Source organism: Bacillus sp. FSL M8-0077, from assembly GCF_038050255.1.
Lineage (GTDB): Bacteria > Bacillota > Bacilli > Bacillales > Bacillaceae > Bacillus > Bacillus altitudinis.
The window spans coordinates 1,984,963-2,011,012 of sequence record NZ_JBBPAF010000001.1 but is presented as its reverse complement, the minus strand read 5'-3'; the positions used below and the strand labels follow the sequence as shown (position 1 = coordinate 2,011,012).

The window sequence follows — 26,050 nt, the reverse complement described above, 5'->3', positions numbered from 1 at the left end:
AAAATATTTCTAAAAAACTAAAAAATATGGAAAATTCAAAGAGATTAGTTGGTAAACTAGCTCATTCGTTTGTTGAATCAACTTACTAAGTGAATATATAGGGGGAATCACTTATGGTCAAATCAAATATGACTTCGTTAAGTCGTTTACAGGGGATTGGCAACATTCAATATGAAGGAAAACATTCAAAGAACCCATTCGCATTTAAATATTATAATCCGAGCGAAAAGATTGGCGGAAAGACAATGAAAGACCACCTGCGATTTTCCGTCGCTTATTGGCACACACTGACTGCTGATGGAACAGACATGTTTGGAACTGGCACGATGAAAAGAGCTTGGGATTCTTATAGCGGAATGGATTTGGCGAAAGCTAGATTGGAAGTGGCTTTTCAGCTCTTTGATTTATTGGATGTTCCGTATTTTTCATTCCATGACCGTGATATTGCACCAGAGGGCGATACGCTTCAAGAGACCAATCAGCAGTTAGACATCATCGTAGACAGAATGAAAGGTTACATGCAGCAAAGCGGGGTTCGGCTTCTATGGAACACGGCTAATATGTTTAAACATCCAAGATTTGTTCACGGTGCAGCGACATCCTGTCATGCAGATGTATTTGCCTATGCAGCTGCACAAGTGAAAAAGGGCATCGAAACAGCAAAGGAACTCGGCGCAGAAAATTATGTTTTCTGGGGAGGACGAGAAGGTTACGACACACTACTGAATACAGATATGAAAAGAGAGCTTGACCATTTGGCGACCTTTTTGCATATGGCGGTCGATTATGCAAAAGAAATTGGATTTACAGGTCAATTTTTAATTGAACCAAAGCCGAAGGAACCGACAACTCATCAATATGATACGGATGCAGCGACATCAATCGCCTTTTTAAAACAATATGGATTGGATACACACTTTAAATTAAATATCGAGGCCAATCATGCGACATTAGCGGGTCATACGTTTGAGCATGAGCTGCGTGTAGCAAGAATTCATGGACTGCTCGGTTCCGTTGATGCCAACCAAGGAAACTCCCTTCTAGGCTGGGACACTGATGAATTCCCAACGGATTTATATGCCACAACACTCGCCATGTATGAAATTTTGCAAAATGGCGGCCTTGGAACAGGCGGTCTCAATTTTGATGCAAAAGTCAGAAGAGCCTCCTTTGAACTGGAAGATCTTCTGTATGCCCATATTGCGGGGATGGATGCATTCGCAAAAGGGCTGCGGGTGGCTCATAGACTCATAGAAGACCGTGTGTTTGAAGATGTGATCAAGCACCGGTACCGCAGTTTTTCTGAAGGAATTGGACGAGAGATTTCAGAAGGAACGGCAAACTTTCATACATTAGAAGAATATGCACTGAAACATCCGCTCATCAAAAACGAATCTGGCAGAGAGGAACAGCTGAAAGCCAGATTAAATCAATATTTGTTAGAAGATTAATGGAGCAGGCGGATGTTTTGAAGGAGTGAACACATGAAGTATGTGATGGGAATTGATCTTGGAACGAGCGGAGTCAAAGCGATATTAGTAGATGAGAGCGGGAAGGTATGCTGCGAGACGACTAAATCTTACCGCCTCATTCAAAGCAAACCAGGTTATTGTGAGCAAAATCCTGAAGACTGGGTAGAGCAGACGATGGCCGCGATGACAGAACTTATGGAGAGAAAGCCTGTTCAGTCAAGGCAAGTAGAAGGCATCAGTTTTTCTGGACAAATGCACGGACTTGTTTTATTGGATGAATCCCTTCAGGTGCTCAGGCCTGCCATCTTGTGGAATGACACAAGAACAACACCGCAATGCGTGCGCATGACAGAAAAGCTAGGAGACAGGCTGCAAGCGATCACAAAAAATCAGGCGTTAGAAGGATTTACACTGCCAAAGTTGTTATGGGTAAAGGAACACGAACCAGAAATTGATCAACGAATCCATTTGTTTTTACTTCCAAAAGATTATGTCAGATATCGATTAACCGGCGCTATTCATATGGACTATTCTGATGCGGCTGGTACGTTACTGTTGGATATTGGAGAACAAACATGGAGTGAGGAGATTTGTCAAACCTTTGATATTCCGATTCGTATTTGCCCGCCGCTCGTTTCATCGGAGGCGGAGGTTGGAACACTCTTGCCGCAGATCGCAAAGGAAACCGGGATGACAGAAGAGGTGAAGGTTTTTGCGGGTGGAGCGGATAATGCTTGCGGTGCCATTGGCGCCGGCATTTTATCATCAGGTCACACACTATGCAGCATTGGCACATCAGGTGTCATTCTTTCCTATGAAGAAAATCATAACAGAGAGCTGAATGGAAACTTGCATTTATTCCATCATGCAAAAAAAGACGCTTTTTATACAATGGGAGTCACTTTATCAGCAGGTTATAGCCTCGATTGGATTAAATCTTTACTTGCTCCAAATGATTCGTTTAAAGCCCTTTTAGCCGGAGCAAAGGATATAGCGCCTGGGGCAAATGGATTGCTATTTACGCCATATTTAGTTGGGGAAAGAACGCCTCATGCAGATTCAGTCATTCGTGGAAGCTTCATTGGATTAGACAGCCGGCATGAAAAAGCGCATATGGTTAGAGCTGTGCTTGAAGGAATCACTTTTTCATTAAATGAATCGATCGCTTTATTCAGGCAGGCCGGAAAAAGAATAGATGCTATTGTGTCCATTGGTGGAGGTGCGAGAAGTCATACATGGCTTCAAATGCAGGCAGACATTTTTCAAGCTGAGGTGATTCAGCTTGAAAATGAGCAAGGGCCCGCATTAGGTGCAGCGATGCTTGCAGCAGTTGGATGCGGCTGGTACCAGTCACTTGAGGCGTGCGCGGATCAATTTATCCATCAAGCGGCCGTATTTACACCAAATCAACAGCATGTCGATGTATATGATCATCTCTTTCGTTTGTATCAAAGCATTTATACAAACACAAGAGACATTCATGCGGGTCTAGCAAAGTATCGATAATCTAGCAGTGAGTGGGGGCATGAAAGGAGGTGATGAATTCGTTTCATCTTAGAGATGACAGAATCAAAAGGATGAAAAAGGAGAGGAATGGACAATGAATTTGAAAAAATTAAGACTGTTGTTTGTGATGTGTATTGGACTGACGCTTATGCTGACGGCTGTACCAGCCCACGCGAGAACCATTACGAATAATGAAATGGGCAACCACAGCGGGTACGATTATGAACTATGGAAGGACTACGGAAATACATCGATGACACTTAACAACGGCGGCGCATTTAGTGCAGGCTGGAACAATATCGGAAATGCTTTATTTCGAAAAGGAAAAAAGTTTGATTCCACTAGAACTCACCATCAGCTTGGCAACATCTCCATCAATTACAACGCTAGTTTTAACCCAGGCGGGAATTCCTATTTATGTGTCTATGGCTGGACACAATCTCCATTAGCAGAATACTACATTGTTGATTCATGGGGCACATATCGTCCAACAGGAACACATAAAGGAACATTTTATGCAGACGGGGGCACATATGACATTTATGAAACAACCCGTGTCAATCAGCCTTCCATTATCGGGATCGCAACCTTCAAGCAATATTGGAGTGTACGTCAAACGAAACGTACAAGCGGAACGGTCTCCGTCAGTGCGCATTTTAGAAAATGGGAAAGCTTAGGGATGCCAATGGGGAAAATGTATGAAACGGCATTTACTGTAGAAGGCTACCAAAGCAGTGGAAGTGCAAATGTGATGACCAATCAGCTGTTTATTGGCAACTAAAAAAGTCAAAGAAAAGAGCCGGGAGCAAAACTAGACTAACCTAGTCAAATGGGACATAAAAAAACACCCTTCAAGTGATACACTTAAACTAAGTGATAATTTGGAGGGTATTTTTTATGAAAAAAAACAGATATTCAGCTGAAATAAAATGGGCGGTTGTGAAAGATAAATTAAGCGGGCAGTTTACCAATCAACAAATTATGGATAAATATCATATAAAGAATGTATCTCAGATTAAAACATGGATGAAGTGGTATCGAGAAAATCAGTTACATCGATTCGATCAGCCAATTGGAAAACAATATAGCTTCGGACATGGACCTGACAATGTATCCAAAGAGGAAAAAGTAAATAGGCAGATTGAACACCTTAAGATGGAGAATGAAATTCTAAAAAAGTATTTGGAGATCGTAGAGGAGTTGAAAAAGGAGTAGCCTTGTATTTGATCGAGAGATTACGGAAGAACTATACAGTAACGTCTGTCTTAAGTATTTTGCAGATCGCCAGATCGACCTATTATCGCTGGGTATCCGAAGGAATACGTGAAAAATCACAAGTGGAGAAGGCTGTTATTTCCTTATGTACCGAAACGTCGTTCCGGTACGGCCACCGTAAGATCCGAAAGCTGCTTCAGCGCCAATATGATATCAAACGAAACCGAAATACTGTACAGCGCATCATGCAAAAACACCATCTTCAATGTCGTGTGAAGCGTAAAAGGAAATGGAAATCACAAGGGGAATCTGTCATCATTGCCCCAAATATATTAAATCGGAACTTCACCGCAATACACCCGAATTTAAAATGGGTAACCGATATTACTTATATTCAGTATGGACCGAGAACGCTCTATCTTTCGACCATGATGGATTTATACAACAACGAAGTTGTTGCCTATACCCTAGATGATCACCAACAGACATCACTCATATTGGACACACTGAGGGCAGCTTTAGAGAAAAGGAATTCACCTAAAGATGTACTTGTGCATTCAGATCAAGGAAGTGTATACAGTTCGTATGCATATCAAAAGGAGCTAGGGGTAAGGAACCTCACAAGCAGTATGTCTAGACGAGGCAACTGTTGGGATAACGCAGTGATTGAATCATTCCATTCTAGCTTAAAATCAGAGGAATTTATGTTTACAAAGTTCAACTCTATATCAGAAAAAGATGTCAGGCAACGAATCGATCGTTACATCAAGTATTATAATGAAGAGCGTATCCAAGAAAAATTAGGCTACCACGCACCAAAAACATTTGGTAGCATGTCAGCCTAATAAGGGTGTTTTATTCGTGTCTCATTCTGCTATGTCAGTCTAAACTCCTGGCTTTTTCTATCATAATTTTTCAACTTCGACTCTGCCGGAAAAGAACGTCGCACCACCGCCCATATCTGCCAAACGATCAGGTGTGAGGCCATTCACCAAATGTTTTTTGCCTTTTTGGTCTGCCCATAATCCCTGACTGACAACAACACCAGATAACACATTTTGTCCGACTGACACGATCAGCTCGCATTCTCCTCGATCATTCAGCACACGAACCATGTCCCCATCTTCAATCTGTCTTTCTTTTGCATCTTGTTCATTCATATGAAGCTTCGGACATTTCTCAAGCTTTTGATGCTTCTCATGAAGAGAGAAGGTGGAATTAAGAAAATTATGGTTTGGTCCCGGTATAAACGTTAGTGGATAATCACTTTCCTTGAATAAAGGTACATAGGTTGGAAGGGCTGGATATCCATCTTTTTTCATTTGTTCAGAGTAAAGTTCAATTTTCCCGCTTGGGGTAGGGAGCTTTAAATCTTCGAAAGGCCCTCGTTTTGCTTTGATCCACTTTTTCTCTTTTAACGCTTGATATGAAATGTTTTCATAGTGCGGGTTTTCAGGATGATGAAGAGCTTGTTCCATTAGTTCCGCATCTGTCTCTTTAAAGGCTTCATCTTCAAAGCCCATCGCATGAGCCAAAAGACGAAACACTTCAGTGTTTGATTTGCTTTCTCCATAACGTTCTATAACAGGTTCTTGAATTTGAATGTAATGATGCCAGTAAGAAGTATAAAAATCCTCGTTTTCAAAGGCAGATGTCGCTGGCAGAACAATATCCGCATAATTGGCTGTCTCTGTCATGAACAAGTCATGGACAACCGTAAATAAGTCTTCCCGCATCAAACCGTCTCTTACTTTATTTGCTTCAGGGGTCACAACAGCCGGGTTGCAAGAGTAGACAAAAAGAGAATCAATTGAAGGTTCTGCGTTCGTTAGCACGCTGCCCAGCTGATTCATATTAAATGTTCTAGGTTCGTGTTCCTTTAATAATTCCGGTCGCTGAAGAGCGGTTTCATTATAACTAAGAAAAGAAGAGTTTGATTTCATCGCACCGCCGCCTTTGTGCAGCCATTGACCGGTGAGGGCAGGGAGGCAGGAGATGGTTCGAATACTCATACCGCCATTATCGTGATGCTGAAGCCCATTGCCAATACGAATGAGAGACGGCGATGTCTCTGCGTACATTCTCGCAAGTGTGATGATGTCTTCTTTAGGGACACCCGTGATCTGTTCAACAGTTTCTGGATCATACTGCTTCACATGCTCGCGAAGCTCATTATGACCGACCGTGTAAGTCTCTAAAAATGACGCATCTGTGCGGTCTTCTTTAAAAAGGACATGCATGATCCCAAGAGCTAGCGCACTGTCAGTGCCAGGGCGAAGTGGAATGAACCAATCTGCCATCCGGCCCGTTTGGTTTTTGTGCACATCAATGACGACAATTTTAGCCCCTTGCTTTCGAGCTTTTTGTGCCAACGTGATTTGATGCATATTGGTTGAAACTGCATTGATGCCCCAAAAGATAAATAGTTTTGTATGAATGGTTTCTTCTGGGTCTGTCCCAATGCTTGCGCCCATTGTATATTTATAGCCAGTTGTTCCGGCTGACTGACAAATGGTTCGGTCTAGCTGACTTGAGCCAAGTCGATAGAAAAAGCGGCGGTCCATGCCTTCTGCATTGAGATTCCCCATATTCCCATAGAAGCTGTAAGGCAAAATGCTTTCTGGTCCTTTTTCTTCGATCAGCTTTGTCCATTTTTGACGAATGGTTTCAATCGCTTCTTCCCACGTAATTGGAGCAAACTGCCGGTCACCTTTTTGACCTACACGTTTTAATGGTGTTGTCAGACGTTTTTCATCATATAAACGAGCTGTGACATTCCGCACTTTATTGCAAATGTTTCCTTGAGTGACTGGATGATCTGGATCTCCTTGAACTTTAACAATCTTTCCGTTCTCTTTATGGATTAAAAGACCGCACTGATCAGGGCAATCTAACGAACAAACTGATTTGAATATTCCGTCTTTCATTGCTGTGTAATCGGTCATACGTTTAGCTTCCTTTCCGAATTCCGTGATCACTGTACATATGGATTTTATTTTAGCATGTTCAGACGAGGAAGGTAAGGATAAGCACATGAAAAAAGCCCCTAATGAAAGGGACTTTAAAAACGGGTGACCTGCACAGGGAATTCTTTGACCCCAAACACAAACGTGCTTTGAATCGGTTTCAGCTGATCTGCCGCACAGGTGATTTCTCGAAACGTACGGAGTAAAATCTCAAGTGCTAGATGAGCCTCAAGCCGGGCGAGAGGAGCACCAAGACAAAAATGGATGCCGAAACCAAAGCTCAAATGCGGATTTGATTTTCTGTCAAGGCGAAACGTATCTGGATCTTCAAACTTTCGTTCATCACGATTCGCAGATGCCACCCAGCTGATGAGATAGTCTCCTTTTTCAATGTGAGAGCCAGCAATCTGAACATCCTCTACTGCAACTCGCCCAATCGCTTGAACAGGCGGATAATAGCGCAGCGTTTCCTCTGTCAATTGAGGAATGAGAGATAGATCTTGCCGCACTGATTCGGCGATATGCGGCTTTTCTGTTAGAAGTCGTACTGCATTTGTGATTAAATTCGTCGTTGTTTCATTACCAGCAACGAGTAAGAGTATACAAAAGCCAAGCAGTTCATTTTCTGATAAATGCTCACCGTCAATTTCCGCTTGGATGAGAAGGGAGATTAAATCATCAGCCGGCGTTTCTTTTCGTTTTTGGATCAAATGAGCAAAGTACGCTGACAGCTCTTTTTCTGCTTGTTTTTGCATGTTAACAACGGCTTGAACAGCTTCTTTTGAATCATCTTTGGCTCCTGCAACTAGAGCATCTGAATGTGTTTTGATCAGCTCTCTGTCTTTCACCTCTGCACCAAGAAGCTCAGCGATGATCATGACAGGCAGGGGAGCGGCCAGGTCTTGCACAATATCAAAGGTCGGTTGATCTTTTACTTGATGTAATAGATCATGTGTCAAGTCTTTGATCTTTTCTTCTATTTGTTTGATCGCTTTTGGCATGAAGGCTTTGTTAACAAGTGCTCTCATTTTGGTATGTTTTGGAGGGTCCATTGTTAAAATACTCGTTTTAGATGTACTTCTTCCTCGCTGTGATGAGAACACTTTTGGCTGCTTCAGAACGGACTGAATATCAGCATATCGAAAGAGATCCCAGCACTTTCTCGTTTCATCGTATCGAATATCACCCTGCGACCGTAATTCATTGTAGATAGGGAATGGGAAAAGAAGGTCATCAGTAGATCGAATTTCTTTCATTGGGATGACATTGACGTAATTTTCCTTTACTTTCATTCTGAACGCTCCTTTTTCGCTTGATTTCCCTTTCACGGTATCACCACGAAAAACGCATTTCAACGGACATGTTTTCTAAAATATGTCAATAGTCTAATCGGAAGATTCAAACACATTCATCCTATAGGAAAATAGAAAGTCATCAGAAATGATAGCGCTTTCTAAAAACTAGAATTGAAGTCACCGAAACCAAAAATAAAATGGTGAATGCAGTCGAACGAAAGGGTACTATGATTCAAATTCGTATAGTTCTTTTGGTCTAAATTGATGATTTTGAAAAACACGTCTAACATACATACCGCAAGCTGTTCAGCCTGTATTCGGGACTTTTGAAAAGCGCTGGCTCTTTCTTGACACGATTTCTCATCATGTTACGATAACTAACGTGCGAAAAACACGAACAAAAAGCGAACAAGGGAGAGGATCAATATCATTGATCAAAAGAAAGTTGCTTTCATTGGAGCAGGTTCTATGGCGGAAGGAATGATTGCAGGTATTGTGCGATCAGCTCAGATGCCGCTTAGCCACATTTACGCAACAAACAAGCAAAATAAGCAGCGATTAAACGAACTAACAAAACGCTACGGAATCCAAACAGGCACAATGGATTCATTTCCTTTTGAAGAAATGGATATGTTGATCCTGGCAATGAAGCCAAAGGATGCTGAAACAGCACTTGAATCATTAAAACCTCATATTCAGAAAGATCAGCTCATCCTGTCTGTACTCGCAGGTGTGAAATCATCGTATATTGAAGACATGCTGCATGAAGGGCAGCCCGTTATGAGAGTGATGCCTAATACGTCAAGTACGATTGGGGCGTCGGCGACCGCTTTATCTGCTGGACGTTATGTAAGAAAAGAACATGTGATCATGAGTCAGTCTCTTTTATCTGAAATGGGAGAAGTGTATACCATTCAGGAAGAACAAATGGACATTTTCACAGGAATTGCCGGAAGCGGTCCAGCTTATTTTTATTTCTTAATGGAAAGAATCGAAGAAGCTGGAGAAGAAGCTGGCTTATCAAAAGAAATGTCCCGTCAAATCGGTACACAGACACTTCTCGGTGCAGCGAAGATGCTGCAAGAAACAGCTGAAAACCCTTCTGTCCTCAGAGAAAAAATTACGTCACCCAATGGAACAACTGCTGCAGGACTAGATGCATTAGATGATTTTGGCGGAGGAGAAGCCATCAAGCAAGCTGTCAAACATGCCGCCAATCGATCAAAAGAAATAAGTGAACAGCAAAAACAAAAAGTAACGATATAAATAGAGCCTCAATACAGGAGTGATAAGGTGTACGCAGATAAAGAGAGAAAACGAATTGTTGTGAAAATCGGAAGCAGCTCTCTTACTAGCTTTCAAGGTGAGATTAGTTTGAAAAAACTAGAAAACCTCGTCAATCAAATTGTGAAACTCAAAGATGAAGGGCACGAAGTCATTTTGGTCTCATCTGGTGCGGTTGCAGCTGGTTACCGAAAATTAGGATTTATTGATAGACCGAAAACACTGCCAGAAAAACAGGCGTCTGCCTCAATAGGGCAAGGGCTTTTAATGGAGTCATATTCCACTTTATTTTTATCGCACGGTTATATTGCTTCACAGCTATTAATTACAAGAAGCGATTTTTCAGATGAAACGCGCTATCAAAATGTGCGAAATACAATGAATGTGTTATTAGATCGAGGCATTATCCCTATTATTAATGAAAATGATACAGTGACGATCAATCGTTTGAAGTTTGGAGATAATGATACATTGTCTGCAAAAGTAGCTGGACTGATTGATGCGGATTTCCTCGCTATTTTATCTGATATTGACGGCTTGTATGAAGATAACCCTCATACAAACCCGAATGCGAAGAGAATTCTCGAAGTCACAGAAATCACAGAAGACATCGAAGCAGCCGCTGGAGATGCGGGAAGCAGCGTTGGCACAGGCGGAATGAAATCAAAACTCGATGCCTTTAAAATTTCAATGGCCGCAGGCATCAATGGCTTTTTGGGAAAAGCCGATACGCCTCACATTTTAGACAAAGCCATCAATGGGACAGAGGACGGCACTTATTTTACAGCTGACGAAAATTTAGCGCCGCTGAATTATAAAAAACAGTGGATTGCTTTTCATTCTGGACCAAAAGGCGAAATCGTTGTTCAAGAGAAAACACAGGAGCTTCTCATGCATCGTGAGAAAAGTCTGGATTCTGACGGCATAGTCGATGTAAAGGGTTCGTTTAAAAAAGGCGATGTTGTCCGTATTTTAGATCAAGATGAAAGAGAAATAGGGCTTGGCATTGTCAATTATGCATCCGACGAACTTGCGCTAAACGGTGACTTGCTACAGGATGAAGTGGTGCATGTCGTAGATCTTGAAGCATTTGTTTGTCATTTAGATTTATCAATACCAGTTTGCTAATCATAAGGGAGGAATTTCATGACACTGACAGCTGAAGTTGTCACATCGGTCAAAGAAAAAGCGAAAAAAGCAAAGCACGTATCAAAAAAACTAGGTTTACTTCAAACAGAGGAAAAAAATGAGGCGCTGCTGAAAATAGCAGAAACACTCGAACAGCAAAGTGATTTTATTTTACAGGAAAATCAAAAGGATTTAGATGCAGGAAAAGAAAAGGGCTTTTCTGAAGCATTAATGGATCGATTAATGTTAAATGAAGAGAGAATTCATGAGTTTGCAGAAAGTTTGCGGCTTGTGACGAGATTAACAGATCCTGTTGGAGAAATATTGGATGAATGGACTCTTGAAAACGGCTTACATGTGAAAAGTCGAAGAGTACCGCTCGGCGTGATCGGGATGATCTATGAAGCGAGACCGAATGTCACTGTCGATGCAGCAGGGCTTGCCCTTAAGGCAGGCAACTCAGTGATTTTAAAAGGCGGTTCCTCCGCTATTTCTTCCAACAAAGCCATCGTCTGCGTCATTCATGAGGCATTGGATCAAACAAAGATCCCTCGTGATGCGGTACAGTTTATTGAACAAACAGACCGTTCATCGGTTCAAGCGATGTTTCATCTAAAAGAATGGATCGATGTTTTAATTCCGAGAGGCGGGGCTTCTTTAATCAAAACAGTTGTAGAAGAATCGACCATTCCAGTTCTTGAAACAGGGACAGGGAACTGCCATATCTTTATTGATCAAACAGCGAATGTAGAAAAAGCCATTCAGATTGTGATCAATGCGAAAACAAATCGCCCGGCCGTTTGTAATGCGCTTGAGACTCTGATCGTTCATCGCGATTGGCTGAAAGAAAATGGTGCAGCATTGAATGAAGCATTGCTTCAGCACCAAGTCACTGTGCATGGGGATCAAGACGCTCAATCTTTCTTTTCCGAAGCGGTTCCTGCGGAGGAAGTGGATTGGACAGATGAGTATTTAAGTCTTGATCTTGCGGTGAAAGTTGTTGACTCAATTGAGGACGCCATTCACCACATTGATCAGTACGGGACCAAACATTCAGAAGCCATCGTAACAGAGAATGAAAAAAACGCACAAATCTTTCTAAACGAAGTCGATGCGGCCGCTGTTTACCATAACGCATCTACACGTTTTACAGATGGCGGTGCACTAGGATATGGCGCTGAAATTGGCATTTCTACTCAAAAGCTGCACGCAAGAGGGCCAATGGGACTTCCTGCACTGACAACAACAAAGCTGCTTCTATCTGGTGATGGTCAGATTAGAAGCTAGAATGAATGTAAAGAACACTACCTATCTAACTAGACTAACCTAGTCAAATGGGACATAAAAAAACACCCTTCAAGTGATACACTTAAACTAAGTGATAATTTGGAGGGTATTTTTTATGAAAAAAAACAGATATTCAGCTGAAATAAAATGGGCGGTTGTGAAAGATAAATTAAGCGGGCAGTTTACCAATCAACAAATTATGGATAAATATCATATAAAGAATGTATCTCAGATTAAAACATGGATGAAGTGGTATCGAGAAAATCAGTTACATCGATTCGATCAGCCAATTGGAAAACAATATAGCTTCGGACATGGACCTGACAATGTATCCAAAGAGGAAAAAGTAAATAGGCAGATTGAACACCTTAAGATGGAGAATGAAATTCTAAAAAAGTATTTGGAGATCGTAGAGGAGTTGAAAAAGGAGTAGCCTTGTATTTGATCGAGAGATTACGGAAGAACTATACAGTAACGTCTGTCTTAAGTATTTTGCAGATCGCCAGATCGACCTATTATCGCTGGGTATCCGAAGGAATACGTGAAAAATCACAAGTGGAGAAGGCTGTTATTTCCTTATGTACCGAAACGTCGTTCCGGTACGGCCACCGTAAGATCCGAAAGCTGCTTCAGCGCCAATATGATATCAAACGAAACCGAAATACTGTACAGCGCATCATGCAAAAACACCATCTTCAATGTCGTGTGAAGCGTAAAAGGAAATGGAAATCACAAGGGGAATCTGTCATCATTGCCCCAAATATATTAAATCGGAACTTCACCGCAATACACCCGAATTTAAAATGGGTAACCGATATTACTTATATTCAGTATGGACCGAGAACGCTCTATCTTTCGACCATGATGGATTTATACAACAACGAAGTTGTTGCCTATACCCTAGATGATCACCAACAGACATCACTCATATTGGACACACTGAGGGCAGCTTTAGAGAAAAGGAATTCACCTAAAGATGTACTTGTGCATTCAGATCAAGGAAGTGTATACAGTTCGTATGCATATCAAAAGGAGCTAGGGGTAAGGAACCTCACAAGCAGTATGTCTAGACGAGGCAACTGTTGGGATAACGCAGTGATTGAATCATTCCATTCTAGCTTAAAATCAGAGGAATTTATGTTTACAAAGTTCAACTCTATATCAGAAAAAGATGTCAGGCAACGAATCGATCGTTACATCAAGTATTATAATGAAGAGCGTATCCAAGAAAAATTAGGCTACCACGCACCAAAAACATTTGGTAGCATGTCAGCCTAATAAGGGTGTTTTATTCGTGTCTCATTCTGCTATGTCAGTCTATAACTTAGGGTAGTGTTCTTTAGTGTATGATAAAAAAAGAGAGAAAAAGGGGAACGACATGAAAACGATGCTGAAGTACTGACAACCCTTGAAAAAGAAGACAAAGGGCTAAAATGAACTTGATTTTAGCCCTTTGTCAACAATTTGAAATTCTCCATATGAGGGGAGTTTTTTATGAACTTGAACGGTCTTTTTTCATGACTTTCTCAAATTTGAAAAATTCAAATGTCTCAGGCGCTAAAGGGTCATTTTCTTGATCCTTCGCATGAGGGAAGCTCGGATCTGGATGGTGTAAGTGATAAAACTCAACAATCTGAAATCCGCATTTGTTCACATAAAAATGAATGTTGCGTTTTTCAAAATAAGGAGTGACAACTTCCCACACCTTCGTTTCTGGATATTGCGCTTCAATGGCTTTCCATGCTGCCTGACCAATGCCGCGGCTATGAGATGACGAAGAGATGTATAATAGATCCACCGAATTACGGTGTGTATACGGGTTGATTTTTAAGACAACCCCTCCTGCCTTTTGATCATTTAGTAAAATATGATAGACAAGGTTCTCAGCCGAATAAAAAGATTCATCAATCGACTCATCAGGTGGAATTGGTCCGCCTTCTGCATCGCCAAATGCATCAATGATGCCAGCTGTAAAAGCTTCTTGCAGTTCTTTTTTCATCAAAGGGAAGTCCTCTTGTTTTGCAAGTGATAATGTGACTTGATCTTGTGCGATTTTGTTCATGTTTAAATCCTTTCTCCACATACGTGGTGTTTATGCATGTTATCATAAAGGATGGAGTAACTCCATAGTCAAGAAAGGAGCCCTAAAATGATGAGCGATGGTCAAAAAACATTTTTAACTGGAGAATTTGCGGCATTATTTGAAGTGAAAAAAGATACACTGCTCTATTATGATAAGATCGATTTGTTTAAGCCGGCAGGTGTTCAGGAAAACGGGTACCGTTATTATACATTTGAACAATTTGATCATTTCATGGCTATTCAATCCCTTCGCGCTGTCCAATTTCCGATCAAACAATTAAAACAATACTTCACTGAGCCTTCTCTAGATAAATTGCAAAGCCTTGCGGTTGAGCAAGCAGAAAAGGTCGGGGAGGAGATCCAAAAACTACAGGATATTCAATCCTTTCTTTTTCGTGTGATCGAGACAACGAATGAATTATCATCAGTGAAAACAGGGGAGGTCTTATTTCAAGAACTGCCAGAGGAACCGATCGTCCTCAGTACATCAAACCCGATTGATTCAAACACACCTGTAGAAGAAATTTCTCGAATTGTAGGAGAATTTCTGAAAGGGATTGGTATTAAAGGTGCCGCGGCAAATGGTTCTGTTTTAAACAAGGAGCAGTTTTTGCAGCGTCATTATCATCAGTCTGATAGGCTGTTTTGCCGAATGGAAGGGCCGGATGCAGTCAAAAAGCCAGCGGGCCTTTATGCAGTCATGTATCAACAAGGCACATATGAAGAAATGGAGACTGCCTATTCACGTTTATTAGATCAAATCGAAGCAGAGGATATGATACTGGATGGAGATGTCTTTGAGGAGTATTTACTTCATTCTCTGATGTCTAAAAATGAAGCAGATTACATGACAAAACTCAGTGTGAAAGTCAGAAAACGGGAAGCTTAAAGTATCACAAAAAGGATAGACATGCATTTTTACATGCTGTCTATCCTTTTTGGTGCTGTTTAACCGACTTGGTTTTCGGCAAATTGACTCATATAGAGGTCTGCATAAAAACCTTTTTCTTTCAAAAGCTCACGATGAGTTCCTTTTTCAATAATCGTGCCATCTTTCATGACTAAAATGAGATCGGCATCTTTAATCGTTGAAAGTCGATGTGCAATGACGAAGCTTGTTCTGCCGTTCATTAATTCATTCATCGCTTTTTGAATATGCATTTCTGTCCGTGTATCGACACTGCTTGTTGCTTCATCTAAGATTAATATCTTCGGATCAGATAAGATGGCACGTGCGATGGTTAACAGTTGACGCTGACCTTGCGAGAGGTTGCCGGCATCTTCTGTTAAGAGTGTGTCATATCCATCTGGAAGGGTGCGGATGAAATCGTCTGCATAGGCATGTTTAGCGGCCTTCAACACATCCTCTTTTGAAACATGTGGTCTGCCATATGCGATGTTGTCATAAATTGTGCCTTCAAAGAGCCACGTATCCTGAAGAACCATCGCAAATAAGTCACGCACTTGCTCTCGGCTGAGGTCGGTTGTTTTTACGCCGCCAATGCGAATGGAGCCTTGATCTAGCTCGTAAAAGCGCATTAACAGATTAATAATCGTTGTTTTTCCAGCGCCTGTTGGCCCAACAATGGCAACCGTTTGTCCTTCTCGGACATGTAAATTCAAATCTTTAATAATGGGTTGGTCTTTCTCATAACCGAAGTGAACGTGCTCAAAGGCCACATCTCCGGAAAGGGATTTAAGATCAATCGCTGCATCTTCTTCCGCATGTTCTTCTTCCTCATCTAAAATGTCAAACACCCGTTCAGCAGAAGCGATAGCAGATTGAACTAAGTTTGCAACACTGGATGCTTGCACAAGTGGCTGCGACATTTGCTGTGTGTATTGGATAAATGCTTGCACATCCCCAACACGAATATTCCCGTTAATGACAAGAATTCCGCCAGCAACACTTACCGCCACATAGCCAAGATTCCCAATAAAGGTCATCATCGGCATCATTAAGCCGGAGATAAATTGTGCTTTTCTTGAAGATTCATATAGTTGTTCGTTTAATTGATCAAATGTATCAATGGCTTTCTTTTCATAGCCATACGCACGAACCGTCTGATGTCCTGTGAACATTTCATTAATATGTCCATTGATCATCCCTAGTTCTTTTTGCTGTGCTTTAAAATACTTTTGTGAAAATGATGTAATGCCTCGAATCGCAAACAAACTAAGAGGTAGCGTCAAACAAACAAGCAGCGTCAGCAGCGGACTGATGAAAAGCATCATCACGACAATTCCAATGACTGTAATGACAGATGTGATCACTTGCGTGAGTGCCTGCTGTAAAGAAGTATTAATATTATCAATGTCGTTCATTACCCGGCTCAGCGTGTCTCCGTGTGTTGTTTTATCAAAATAACGAAGGGGGAGACGTGTGAGTTTGTCACTCGCTTCTTGTCTTAGTTCAGCAATCGTCTGTTGCGAGACACCTGCCATTACATATTGCTGCACGAATGAGAAGAGAGAAGCCACGACATATAATAGAACAAGTAGCAATAAAATGCGTGAAATGACATCGAATTGAACACCAGTTCCTTGTGTAAAACTTTCAAATAGGGAAGAGGTGGCATCCCCAAGTAATTTTGGACTGATGACATTAAAAACGGTTGAACCGATCGCTGCAATCAGGACAATGATCAGCTGAAATTTCCTCGGTTTTAAATAGCCCGTTAAACGAAGAAGTGTTTTTTTAAATTCCTTCGGTTTTGGGGCCGGCCCCCTTGGGTGACCGCCTTTATGTCCCATTCCAGAAGACATTTTTTTACTCATCCTTGCTCCACCTCCTGACCTTCCTGTGATGCGACGATCTCTTGATAGACAAGATTATCTTTCAGTAACTGTTCATGTGTACCGATACCTGCTATTTTTCCATCATCTAACACAATGATTTTATCGCTATGCTTCACTGTGCTGATTCTTTGAGCCACAATAATCAAAGCAGCATGCTCTTTTTCAGCTTCTAGCGCTGACCGAAGTTTTGCATCCGTTTTGTAATCAAGGGCAGAGAAGCTATCGTCAAACAAGTAGAATGCAGGTTTTCTTACGAGTGCTCTTGCGATCGAAAGACGCTGCTTTTGACCGCCAGAGAGATTCGAACCCCCTTGGTCTATCTCTGCGTGAATTCCGCCATCTTTTTGCAAAACAAATTCTTCGGCCTGTGCTGTCCGCAGTGCCTGCCAAATCTCGTCATCTGTTGCATCGTGTTTGCCAAAGCGCACATTATCAGCAATGGTTCCGCTAAATAAAATGGCTTTTTGAGAAACATAACCCATCTGACTTCTCAGTTTCTCTTGAGGCAATTCTCTAATATCGACACCATCTAATGTGATTTTTCCTTCTGTTGCTTCATAAAAACGTGTCATCAGCTGAAGAAGGGTCGTTTTCCCGGAACCTGTACTGCCAATGATCGCTGTCGTTTCACCCTTTTTGGCTTCAAACGTCATGTCTTGAACGGCTGGTTTTTCAGCATTTGAATAATAAAATGACACATTCTCAAAGCGAATGGACTGGGCTGGCTGATCAAGTTTAGTGACAGCTTCTTTTTTGTCTTTAATTTTGGGTTCTAGATTTAACACTTCATTCATCCGTTTAGCTGATGCCTGAGCTCTAGGCACCATAATAAAACTCATAGAAAGCATAATGAGTGCCATTAAAATCATCATCGCATATTGAATGAAGGCGATCAGATTCCCGACTTCCATCTGTCCGGCATCAATCCGATTAGCGCCAATCCAGACAATGCCGATATTCGTGAAGTTCATGATAATGAGCATAAAAGGGAACAAGTACGCCATTAATCGATTGACCTTAAGACCAGTATCCTTATACGATGTATTGGCTTCTTGAAAACGTTCCTTTTCGTCATCTACTCGGTTAAACGCACGTATGACCCGAATACCTGAAAGCGACTCTCTCATAATCAAGTTCAGCCGGTCCGTTTTTTTCTGAAGCTGGCCAAAGAGGGGGATCGCTTTTCTTGACACCAAATAAATGAACCCACCAAGAAGGGGAAGAGCTGCTAAAAAGATGAGAGATAACACAGCATCTCTAGATACAGCCAAAATAATTCCACCAACGAGCATTAGAGGCGCCCGTGTCATCATTTGTAAGATCATGATCGTGACATCTTGAACTTGTTTCACATCATTTGTTGATCTTGTAATAAAGGAAGATGTCCCGATTTTTTGAAATTCTTCTAATGAGAATTGTTCGACATGCACAAACAGCTGTCTTCTCATATCACGCCCGAAGCCTAGAGCTGTCTTAGATGACAAGTAGGACTTCCAAATCGTGAGCAAGATGGCAAGTAAAGAACAAGCCACCATCCAGCCACCAACCTTCCATATATAAGCGACATCTCCTTGGACGATCCCGACATCAACGATATCTGCTGTAAGCGTCGGTAAATACAGCTGGAGCATACTGCTTAAAAAGGTGAGAATCACAATGGACACAACGGATAGCCGATAGGGCTTTAAAAACGATAAAATTGATTTCATACGATTACCTTTCTTCCATATAGTCTGTTGTTCTGTAACTCATCATATACAAAGAGGGATTATTTCTACAAATGAAATGTCTTGTTTTAATGAATTATTTATATTGTTCAATTTTTGAAAAGAAGTCCTTTACAAACATATAAAAATCATGGGCAGAAGGAGACATCTCTCTCGATTTAGAAGCAATAATTCCGACCGTTCTCCTCACTTGAGGGAAATCAATGGGAATTTTCACTGTAAATCGCGGTGTTGTTTCATAAAAGGCACTTTCGGGTAATAAGGTAACGCCCATACCCGCTGACACGAGACCTTTAATGGCATCCAAATCTTCTCCTTCAGATGAGATAGTAGGCTCATAGCCAGCCTGCTTACAGGCATCAACCGCAATTTGTCTCAGCACATATCCTTCAGGAAATAAAACGAAATGGTCTTTTCTCAAATCACTTAAATGAATACTTCTTTGCCCACTAAAGGGGTGACTAATTGGCAAAAGGGCATAAATGCTTTCGGAAAACAAGATATTTCCTTCTATTTGAGGATCGTTTGTCGGGACGGGTCCTAAAAAGGCAAGATCAATGTCTCGATTTTTGACAGCTTCAATCAGAAACTTATAGGAACCTTGACGAAGTAAAAAATCGACCTCTGGATATTCCAGCTTAAATGCGGAAATGACAGAAGGGAGCACTTGGCTTGCTAGACTTGTAGGAAATCCAATGTTCACTGTCCCTTTGTGGGGGTCTAAGTATTCATCAATTTGTTCTTTGGCGTAATCTATCGCTTTTAGGGCGGTTCTGACATGGTCCAAAAATTGTCTGCCGATTTTCGTTAATTTGATATTTCGTCCTTCTCGTTCGAATAAAGCCACTCCAAGTTCTTCTTCTAAATTGGCAATCTGCCGGCTGATGGCAGATTGGGCAACGTGTAAGTTTTCAGCCGCTTCTGACACGTGTTCACGGTCAGCAACTTCTACAAAATAACGTAATTGACGAAGCTCCATTTTTGCACTTCACACCCATCTATCTCAAAAAGAGATTGTTTTGATCTAAATTATATATTGTTTATATTAATTTGAAAACTTAAAATAAGTTACAGAGTTTGTGAGATTTTATTACTGTGAAAAAACGGATCTTTTAAACGGGGGAGAGAAACGATGACTTATAATCAACTACCACAACCACAAGGTCTCTACCGTCCTGAATTTGAACATGATGCATGTGGAATCGGACTGTACGCCCATTTAAAAGGGGAGGCGACACATAGTATCGTCAAAAAGGGATTGCAAATGCTGTGCCAGCTTGATCACCGCGGTGGGCAAGGCAGTGATCCGTATACAGGTGATGGTGCCGGTTTAATGGTACAGCTGCCAGACGCTTTCTTTAGAAAGAACTGCAAAGAATTTGCACTTCCAGAAAAGGGCCGTTACGGGGTAGGAATGGTCTTCTTTTCAAAAGATGATGACGAAAAAACGCGTCACGCCATTGAACAGAAAATCAACGGGTTCATTAAACAAGAAGGTCAAACATTAATTGGTTGGAGAACGGTTCCTGTCGATGCAGGGAAAATTGGTACTGTCGCAGCGAAGAGCTGTCCGGTTGTGAGGCAGGTCTTTATCGGAGCAAACGACAACGTAACAGACCGTTTGTCATTTGAACGAAAATTATATGTCATCCGTAAGCAGGCTGAAAATTGGGGAACAGCAGAGGAAAAACAATTTTACTTTGTCAGCCTGTCTAGTCAAACCATTGTATATAAGGGACTTTTAACATCAGATCAAGTTGATGCTTTTTATCTTGATCTACAGGATGAAACATTTGTTTCTGCATTTTCACTCGTTCATTCAAGATTTAGTACAAATACTTTCCCGACATGGGAACGAGCGCATCCAAACCGTTACTTAATTCATAACGGAGAAATCAACACATTAAGAGGAAACATCAATTGGATGAGAGCAAGAGAACAACAATTCGTGTCTGAAGCCTTCGGAGAAGATCTAGACAAGATTTTGCCAGTGCTGAATGCAGACGGAAGTGATTCATCCATTTTAGACAATGCCTTTGAATTTTTCGTACTTGCAGGGCGTACTCCTGCTCATACAGCGATGATGCTGATTCCTGAGCCTTGGACGGAGAATACGCACATGTCAAAAGAGAAACGGGCATTTTATGAATACCATAGTTCGTTAATGGAGCCGTGGGATGGCCCGACAGCGATTTCGTTTACGGATGGTAAACAAATCGGCGCCATCTTAGACCGTAACGGATTAAGACCCGCTAGATACTATGTGACAAATGACGATCATATCATTTTCTCATCTGAGGTCGGCGTCATCGACACGAATGAAGAAGATGTGAAGTATAAAGACCGTCTTGAACCAGGTAAAATGCTGTTAATCGATTTAGAAGAAGGACGCATTATTTCTGATGAAGAAGTGAAATCTTCGATTGCGAATGAACTTCCTTATCAAAAATGGCTCGATGAAGAAATGGTTCACGTCAATCGCTCGGAAGAAAATTCAGAAAATTCTAGTATAATGAGTGATTTGTTAACGCGTCAGCGTGCTTTCCATTATACGTACGAAGACATTCAAAAGTATTTAATTCCTTTACTAGAAGAAGGCAAGGACCCAATCGGCTCAATGGGAAGTGATACACCGCTTGCTGTGTTATCAGATCGTGCGCAGTCGCTGTTTTCTTATTTCAAACAGCTGTTTGCTCAAGTGACGAACCCGCCAATTGATGCCATTCGTGAGCAGCTTGTCACATCGACCATGACTTGGTTAGGTGCTGAGGGAGATATTTTACATCCAAATGAATATTCATGCCGAAGAATTAAACTTTATACACCCGTTTTAACAAGCGGGCAGTTCAACGGATTGAAAACGATTGTTCATAACGCCTTTAAAAGCAAAACGATTCATACACTTTTCACTGATGACCTAAAACGTGGTCTTGATGCGATGTTTGAAGAGGCAGAAAAAGCCATTCGTGAAGGGGTATCTTTACTAATTCTTTCCGATCGTGACATGACGGAAGAAAAAGTGCCGATTCCACCACTTCTTGCATTGAGTGCACTTCATCAGCATCTTGTGCGTCAAGGCTTACGAACAAAGGTGAGCTTAATCGTCGAATCTGGAGAAGTAAGAGAGGTTCATCATTTTGCCGCACTGATTGGCTACGGTGCAGATGCGATCCATCCATACCTCGTTTACGAAACATACAAACAGCTTATTGCTGAAGAAGCGATTGCGATTAGCTTTGATGAAGCTGTCACAAAGTTTGGGAAAAGTGTGACTGAGGGCGTAGTTAAAGTAATGTCTAAAGTGGGAATTTCCACTGTCCAAAGCTATCGAGGCGCACAAATTTTTGAAGCAGTCGGCATTAGTGAAGATGTCATCCAGGCGTATTTCACAGGAACAGCTTCTCAGCTAGGCGGTATTGATCTTGACACCATTGCAAGTGAAGCAAAGCTTCGTCATGAGGCTGGGTATCAGGCATCAACTGATCAAACGCTAGAATCAGGCAGTGAGTTCCAGTGGAGAAAAAATGGAGAGCATCATGCCTTTAACCCAAAAACCATTCATACCCTTCAGTGGGCATGCCGCAACGAAGATTATGATCTATTTAAGCAATACACGAAGGCAGCAGATGAAGAACGAATTGGTTTCCTTAGAAATCTATTTGCTTTTCGTTCAAAACAAAAGCCAGTTCGTCTAGAAGAAGTTGAATCTGCTGAATCCATTGTCCGCCGCTTTAAGACAGGTGCGATGTCATTTGGTTCACTAAGTAAAGAAGCGCATGAAGCACTAGCGATTGCGATGAACCGAATTGGCGGCAAAAGCAACAGCGGAGAAGGCGGGGAAGATCCTGCTCGCTTTACAGTAGATGAGCACGGAGATGATCGCAGAAGTGCAATTAAACAGATTGCTTCTGGCCGCTTTGGTGTGAAAAGTCATTATTTAGTTAATGCAGATGAACTGCAAATTAAAATGGCGCAAGGTGCAAAGCCGGGAGAAGGCGGACAGCTGCCAGGCAATAAAGTATATCCTTGGGTCGCAGACGTACGTGGTTCTACGCCAGGTGTTGGCCTAATCTCACCACCGCCTCACCATGATATTTATTCAATCGAGGATTTGGCTCAATTGATCCATGATTTGAAAAACGCAAACCGTGACGCACGCATCAGTGTCAAGCTAGTTTCTAAAGCTGGCGTTGGTACGATTGCAGCAGGTGTCGCAAAAGGGACAGCGGATGTCATCGTAATTAGTGGATATGATGGCGGTACTGGGGCTTCTCCGAAAACAAGTATTAAACATACAGGACTTCCTTGGGAGCTTGGATTGGCAGAAGCGCATCAAACCCTTGTCTTAAACGGCCTTCGAGAGCGAGTCGTTCTTGAAACGGATGGAAAATTAATGACAGGACGCGACGTTGTCATGGCTGCGATTTTAGGAGCAGAAGAATACGGCTTTGCGACAGCTCCACTTGTCGTATTAGGATGCGTCATGATGAGAGCATGTCATTTAGATACTTGCCCAGTCGGAGTCGCTACTCAAAACCCGGAACTTCGCAAAAAATTCATGGGTGACCCTGATCACATTGTCAATTTCATGATGTTTATTGCAGAGGAAGTAAGAGAAATTTTAGCTGAACTTGGCTTTACATCAATGGATGAATTGATTGGGCGTACGGATGTTTTATCAGTAAGTGAAAGAGCAAAAGCACACTGGAAAGCAGGACAGCTGAACCTTGAAACCCTGCTTTATCAGCCAGAGGGACCACGCACATTCAGAACGCCACAAAATCATAAAATTGATGAATCACTGGATATGAATGAGATTCTTCCTTATGTACAGGAAGCGCTCGATCATCAAACACCAGTTGATCTGTCACTAAACATTCGCAACATTCACCGTGTAGCTGGAACGATTACGGGCAGTGAAGTGTCTAAGCGCTACGGAGAAGAAGGTCTGCCAGAGGATACGATCACACTTCGGTTCACTGGTTCAGCTGGACAAAGCTTCGGCGCATTTGTTCCAAAGGGGATGTCTTTATATTTAACAGGTGACTCAAATGACTATATCGGCAAAGGACTCTCTGGAGGCAAAATTGCTGTCAAAACATCTGATCACTTTGTACAAAATGGACATGAGAACGTGATTGTCGGTAACGTTGCATTTTACGGCGCGACAAGCGGAAAAGCTTATATTAACGGTCGTGCAGGTGAACGATTTGCCGTGCGTAATTCAGGTGTCAATGTGGTCGTTGAAGGAATCGGTGATCACGGCTGTGAATACATGACTGGCGGACGTGTTGTCATTTTAGGTGACGTCGGGAAAAACTTTGGCGCAGGGATGTCTGGCGGTATCGCTTATGTGCATACATCCGATGCAAAACAGTTCAAAAGAATGTGCAACATGGAAATGATCATGTTTGAAAAACTCACAGATCACGAAGAAGAACAAGAAGTGAAGCAAATGATTCAGGAACACCTTGATTATACAAACAGCTCAAAAGCAGCAGCGCTTCTCGAGAACTGGGCACAAGAAAAGAATCAATTCATTAAGATCATTCCGAGAAATTACAAAATGATGCTTCAAAGCATTGAGGAACAAAAACAAGCAGGCCTCAGCCACGAGGAAGCTGTTATGTTCGCATTTGAAGCAAACACAAAACCGAAAAATAAAGAAACGGCAAACGGGCAAAAAGCAGCCCTCGCTCATTAAGAAAGGGGAGAGGACAATGGGCAAAGCAACAGGTTTTATGGATTATAAAAGAGAAAAGCCAAATGAACGTGACCCTCTCACTCGTCAAAATGACTGGAAAGAATATTCAGTTCCTTATACAGATGAGGTATTGAAACAGCAGGGTGCTAGATGTATGGATTGCGGAACACCGTTTTGTCAAATTGGGATGGAGATCAGGGGCGGCGTTTCTGGCTGCCCGATCTACAATTTAATTCCAGAATGGAACGACCTTGTCTACCGGGGCAGATGGAAAGAAGCGCTTGAAAGACTACAAAAAACGAACAATTTCCCTGAATTTACTGGAAGAGTATGTCCAGCACCTTGTGAAGGCTCATGTACCGTCGCGATCAATGATCCAGCAGTATCGATTAAAAATATCGAACGGACGATCATTGATAAAGGTTTTGAAAATGGCTGGATTACACCAAGAATTCCTTCAAGCCGTACAGGGAAAAAGATCGCCATTGTCGGATCAGGACCAGCAGGACTGGCAAGTGCAGACCAACTAAACCAAGCAGGCCATGCTGTAACCGTGTTTGAACGATCTGATCGTCTAGGCGGACTGCTCACTTATGGTATTCCGAATATGAAACTCGACAAAGAAGTCGTTGAGCGCAGAGTCAAACTTTTAAGACAAGAAGGCATTGACTTTGTGACCAATACAGAAATTGGTGTGGATATCACGGCTGATGAACTGAAAGAGCAATTTGATGCGGTCATCCTTTGTACAGGTGCACAAAAGCAGCGTGACTTGTTAATTGAAGGCAGGGAAGCAAAAGGGATTCACCTGGCAATGGATTATTTAACACTCGCAACAAAAAGCATGCTTGATTCAGGATTCAAAGATAAAAACTTTATTGACGCAAAAGGGAAAGACGTCATTGTGATTGGCGGAGGAGATACAGGCGCTGACTGCGTCGCAACTGCACTTCGCCAAAAAGCAAAAAGTGTTGTTCAATTCGGAAAGCATCCAAAGCTTCCAGATACACGTGTAGGGGATAACATGTGGCCAGAACAGCCTTATGTCTTCTCTCTAGATTATGCTTACGAAGAAGCACAAGCAAAATTTGGAGAAGATCCGCGGCAATATTCGATTCAAACCACAAAGATTGTGGCTGATAAAAATGGGAAGTTAAAAGAGCTTCATACCATTCAAATGGAAAAGGTGAAAAACGAGCAAGGGAAGTTTGAATTTCATGAGATTCCAGGAACAGAGAAGGTATGGCCAGCTCAGCTAGTCTTTATTGCGATTGGTTTTGAGGGAACTGAACAGCCGCTAGTGAAACACTTTGGCGTGGACAGCAAAAACAATCGGATTGACGCAAAATATGGGGAATATACAACGAATGTAGAAGGCGTATTTGCAGCGGGAGATGCAAGACGCGGTCAAAGCTTGATTGTCTGGGCAATTAACGAAGGCAGACAAGTGGCGCACGAGGTAGACCGTTATTTAATGGGGAGTTCGGTTCTGCCAAAATAGGTCAAACAAAGGGTGTTTACCATATATAGAGAAAAGCCATGACCAAAGAGTGGTCATGGCTTTTTATGATTCAGACATGGTGGG

17 protein-coding genes are annotated in these 26,050 nt (G+C 41.9%); 11 read left to right on the top strand and 6 right to left on the bottom strand.

Annotated features, from left to right (window positions below; genetic code table 11):
• The first annotated feature begins 113 nt into the window (after positions 1-113).
• The 4 genes from xylA (at position 114) to NST57_RS10170 (ending at position 5,038) form a co-directional block, all read left to right on the top strand.
• Entirely contained in the window at positions 114-1,451 is a 1,338-nt protein-coding gene (gene xylA, locus NST57_RS10185; protein ID WP_341298511.1) for a xylose isomerase, read from the top strand.
• A gap of 33 nt (positions 1,452-1,484) precedes the next feature.
• Positions 1,485-2,978, top strand: coding sequence for a xylulokinase (gene xylB, locus NST57_RS10180; protein ID WP_341298510.1), 1,494 nt, complete (start codon positions 1,485-1,487; stop codon positions 2,976-2,978).
• Between the two features lie 94 nt (positions 2,979-3,072).
• Positions 3,073-3,759 carry a glycoside hydrolase family 11 protein gene (locus tag NST57_RS10175; protein WP_341298509.1) on the top strand — a complete coding sequence of 229 codons (687 nt, stop codon included), beginning with the start codon at positions 3,073-3,075 and terminating at the stop codon, positions 3,757-3,759.
• A 116-nt stretch (positions 3,760-3,875) separates the two neighbouring features.
• A protein-coding gene (locus NST57_RS10170; protein ID WP_341298297.1) for an IS3 family transposase occupies positions 3,876-5,038 on the top strand; the annotation gives its coding sequence in 2 pieces (ribosomal slippage) (positions 3,876-4,152 and positions 4,152-5,038; 1,164 coding nt in all).
• Positions 5,039-5,098: 60 nt separating this feature from the next.
• Here NST57_RS10170 and NST57_RS10165 read toward each other — a convergent pair.
• Together NST57_RS10165 and NST57_RS10160 are read right to left on the bottom strand one after the other, a co-directional pair.
• Complete coding sequence (locus tag NST57_RS10165) at positions 5,099-7,138, bottom strand: molybdopterin oxidoreductase family protein (RefSeq protein WP_341298508.1); 2,040 nt, start codon at positions 7,136-7,138, stop codon at positions 5,099-5,101.
• 116 nt (positions 7,139-7,254) lie between these two features.
• Positions 7,255-8,451, bottom strand: a complete 1,197-nt coding sequence (locus NST57_RS10160; protein WP_341298507.1) for a cytochrome P450 — start codon at positions 8,449-8,451, stop codon at positions 7,255-7,257.
• A 471-nt stretch (positions 8,452-8,922) separates the two neighbouring features.
• Between NST57_RS10160 and proC the strand changes: the two genes are divergently transcribed.
• The 4 genes from proC (at position 8,923) to NST57_RS10140 (ending at position 13,431) form a co-directional block, all read left to right on the top strand.
• Positions 8,923-9,720 carry a pyrroline-5-carboxylate reductase gene (gene proC / locus NST57_RS10155; protein ID WP_445818788.1) on the top strand — a complete coding sequence of 266 codons (798 nt, stop codon included), beginning with the start codon at positions 8,923-8,925 and terminating at the stop codon, positions 9,718-9,720.
• 27 nt (positions 9,721-9,747) lie between these two features.
• On the top strand, positions 9,748-10,866 hold the full coding sequence (gene proB, locus NST57_RS10150) for a glutamate 5-kinase (RefSeq protein ID WP_019743320.1): 1,119 nt from the start codon (positions 9,748-9,750) through the stop codon (positions 10,864-10,866).
• An 18-nt stretch (positions 10,867-10,884) separates the two neighbouring features.
• Positions 10,885-12,153 carry a glutamate-5-semialdehyde dehydrogenase gene (locus NST57_RS10145; RefSeq protein ID WP_142155256.1) on the top strand — a complete coding sequence of 423 codons (1,269 nt, stop codon included), beginning with the start codon at positions 10,885-10,887 and terminating at the stop codon, positions 12,151-12,153.
• A gap of 115 nt (positions 12,154-12,268) precedes the next feature.
• Positions 12,269-13,431 (top strand): IS3 family transposase gene (locus tag NST57_RS10140; protein ID WP_341298297.1). Its coding sequence is split into 2 segments (ribosomal slippage): positions 12,269-12,545 and positions 12,545-13,431, totalling 1,164 coding nucleotides; the frame shifts between segments, so codons are not numbered across the junction.
• Positions 13,432-13,645: 214 nt separating this feature from the next.
• Here the strand turns inward: NST57_RS10140 and NST57_RS10135 are convergent.
• Entirely contained in the window at positions 13,646-14,215 is a 570-nt protein-coding gene (locus NST57_RS10135; RefSeq protein ID WP_142155255.1) for a GNAT family N-acetyltransferase, read from the bottom strand.
• Between the two features lie 87 nt (positions 14,216-14,302).
• Between NST57_RS10135 and NST57_RS10130 the strand changes: the two genes are divergently transcribed.
• A complete protein-coding gene (locus NST57_RS10130; protein ID WP_142155254.1) occupies positions 14,303-15,124 on the top strand; it encodes a MerR family transcriptional regulator in 822 nt (273 codons plus the stop codon).
• Between the two features lie 59 nt (positions 15,125-15,183).
• Here NST57_RS10130 and NST57_RS10125 read toward each other — a convergent pair whose 3' ends face one another.
• From NST57_RS10125 to NST57_RS10115, 3 genes are all read right to left on the bottom strand, one after another.
• On the bottom strand, positions 15,184-17,013 hold the full coding sequence (locus NST57_RS10125) for an ABC transporter transmembrane domain-containing protein (protein WP_142155253.1): 1,830 nt from the start codon (positions 17,011-17,013) through the stop codon (positions 15,184-15,186).
• Positions 17,010-18,743, bottom strand: coding sequence for an ABC transporter ATP-binding protein (locus tag NST57_RS10120; protein WP_341298506.1), 1,734 nt, complete (start codon positions 18,741-18,743; stop codon positions 17,010-17,012). The genes NST57_RS10125 and NST57_RS10120 overlap by 4 nt, the downstream gene beginning before the upstream one ends.
• A gap of 94 nt (positions 18,744-18,837) precedes the next feature.
• Entirely contained in the window at positions 18,838-19,740 is a 903-nt protein-coding gene (locus NST57_RS10115) for a LysR family transcriptional regulator (protein ID WP_024718330.1), read from the bottom strand.
• 153 nt (positions 19,741-19,893) lie between these two features.
• Here NST57_RS10115 and gltB point away from each other — a divergent pair, with 153 nt between their 5' ends.
• The gene (gene gltB, locus NST57_RS10110) at positions 19,894-24,465 is read left to right on the top strand and encodes a glutamate synthase large subunit (protein ID WP_341298505.1); all 4,572 of its coding nucleotides are present in this window, start codon (positions 19,894-19,896) and stop codon (positions 24,463-24,465) included.
• A 16-nt stretch (positions 24,466-24,481) separates the two neighbouring features.
• Complete coding sequence (gene gltD / locus NST57_RS10105; RefSeq protein WP_341298504.1) at positions 24,482-25,966, top strand: glutamate synthase small subunit; 1,485 nt, start codon at positions 24,482-24,484, stop codon at positions 25,964-25,966.
• Positions 25,967-26,050: the final 84 nt, after the last annotated feature.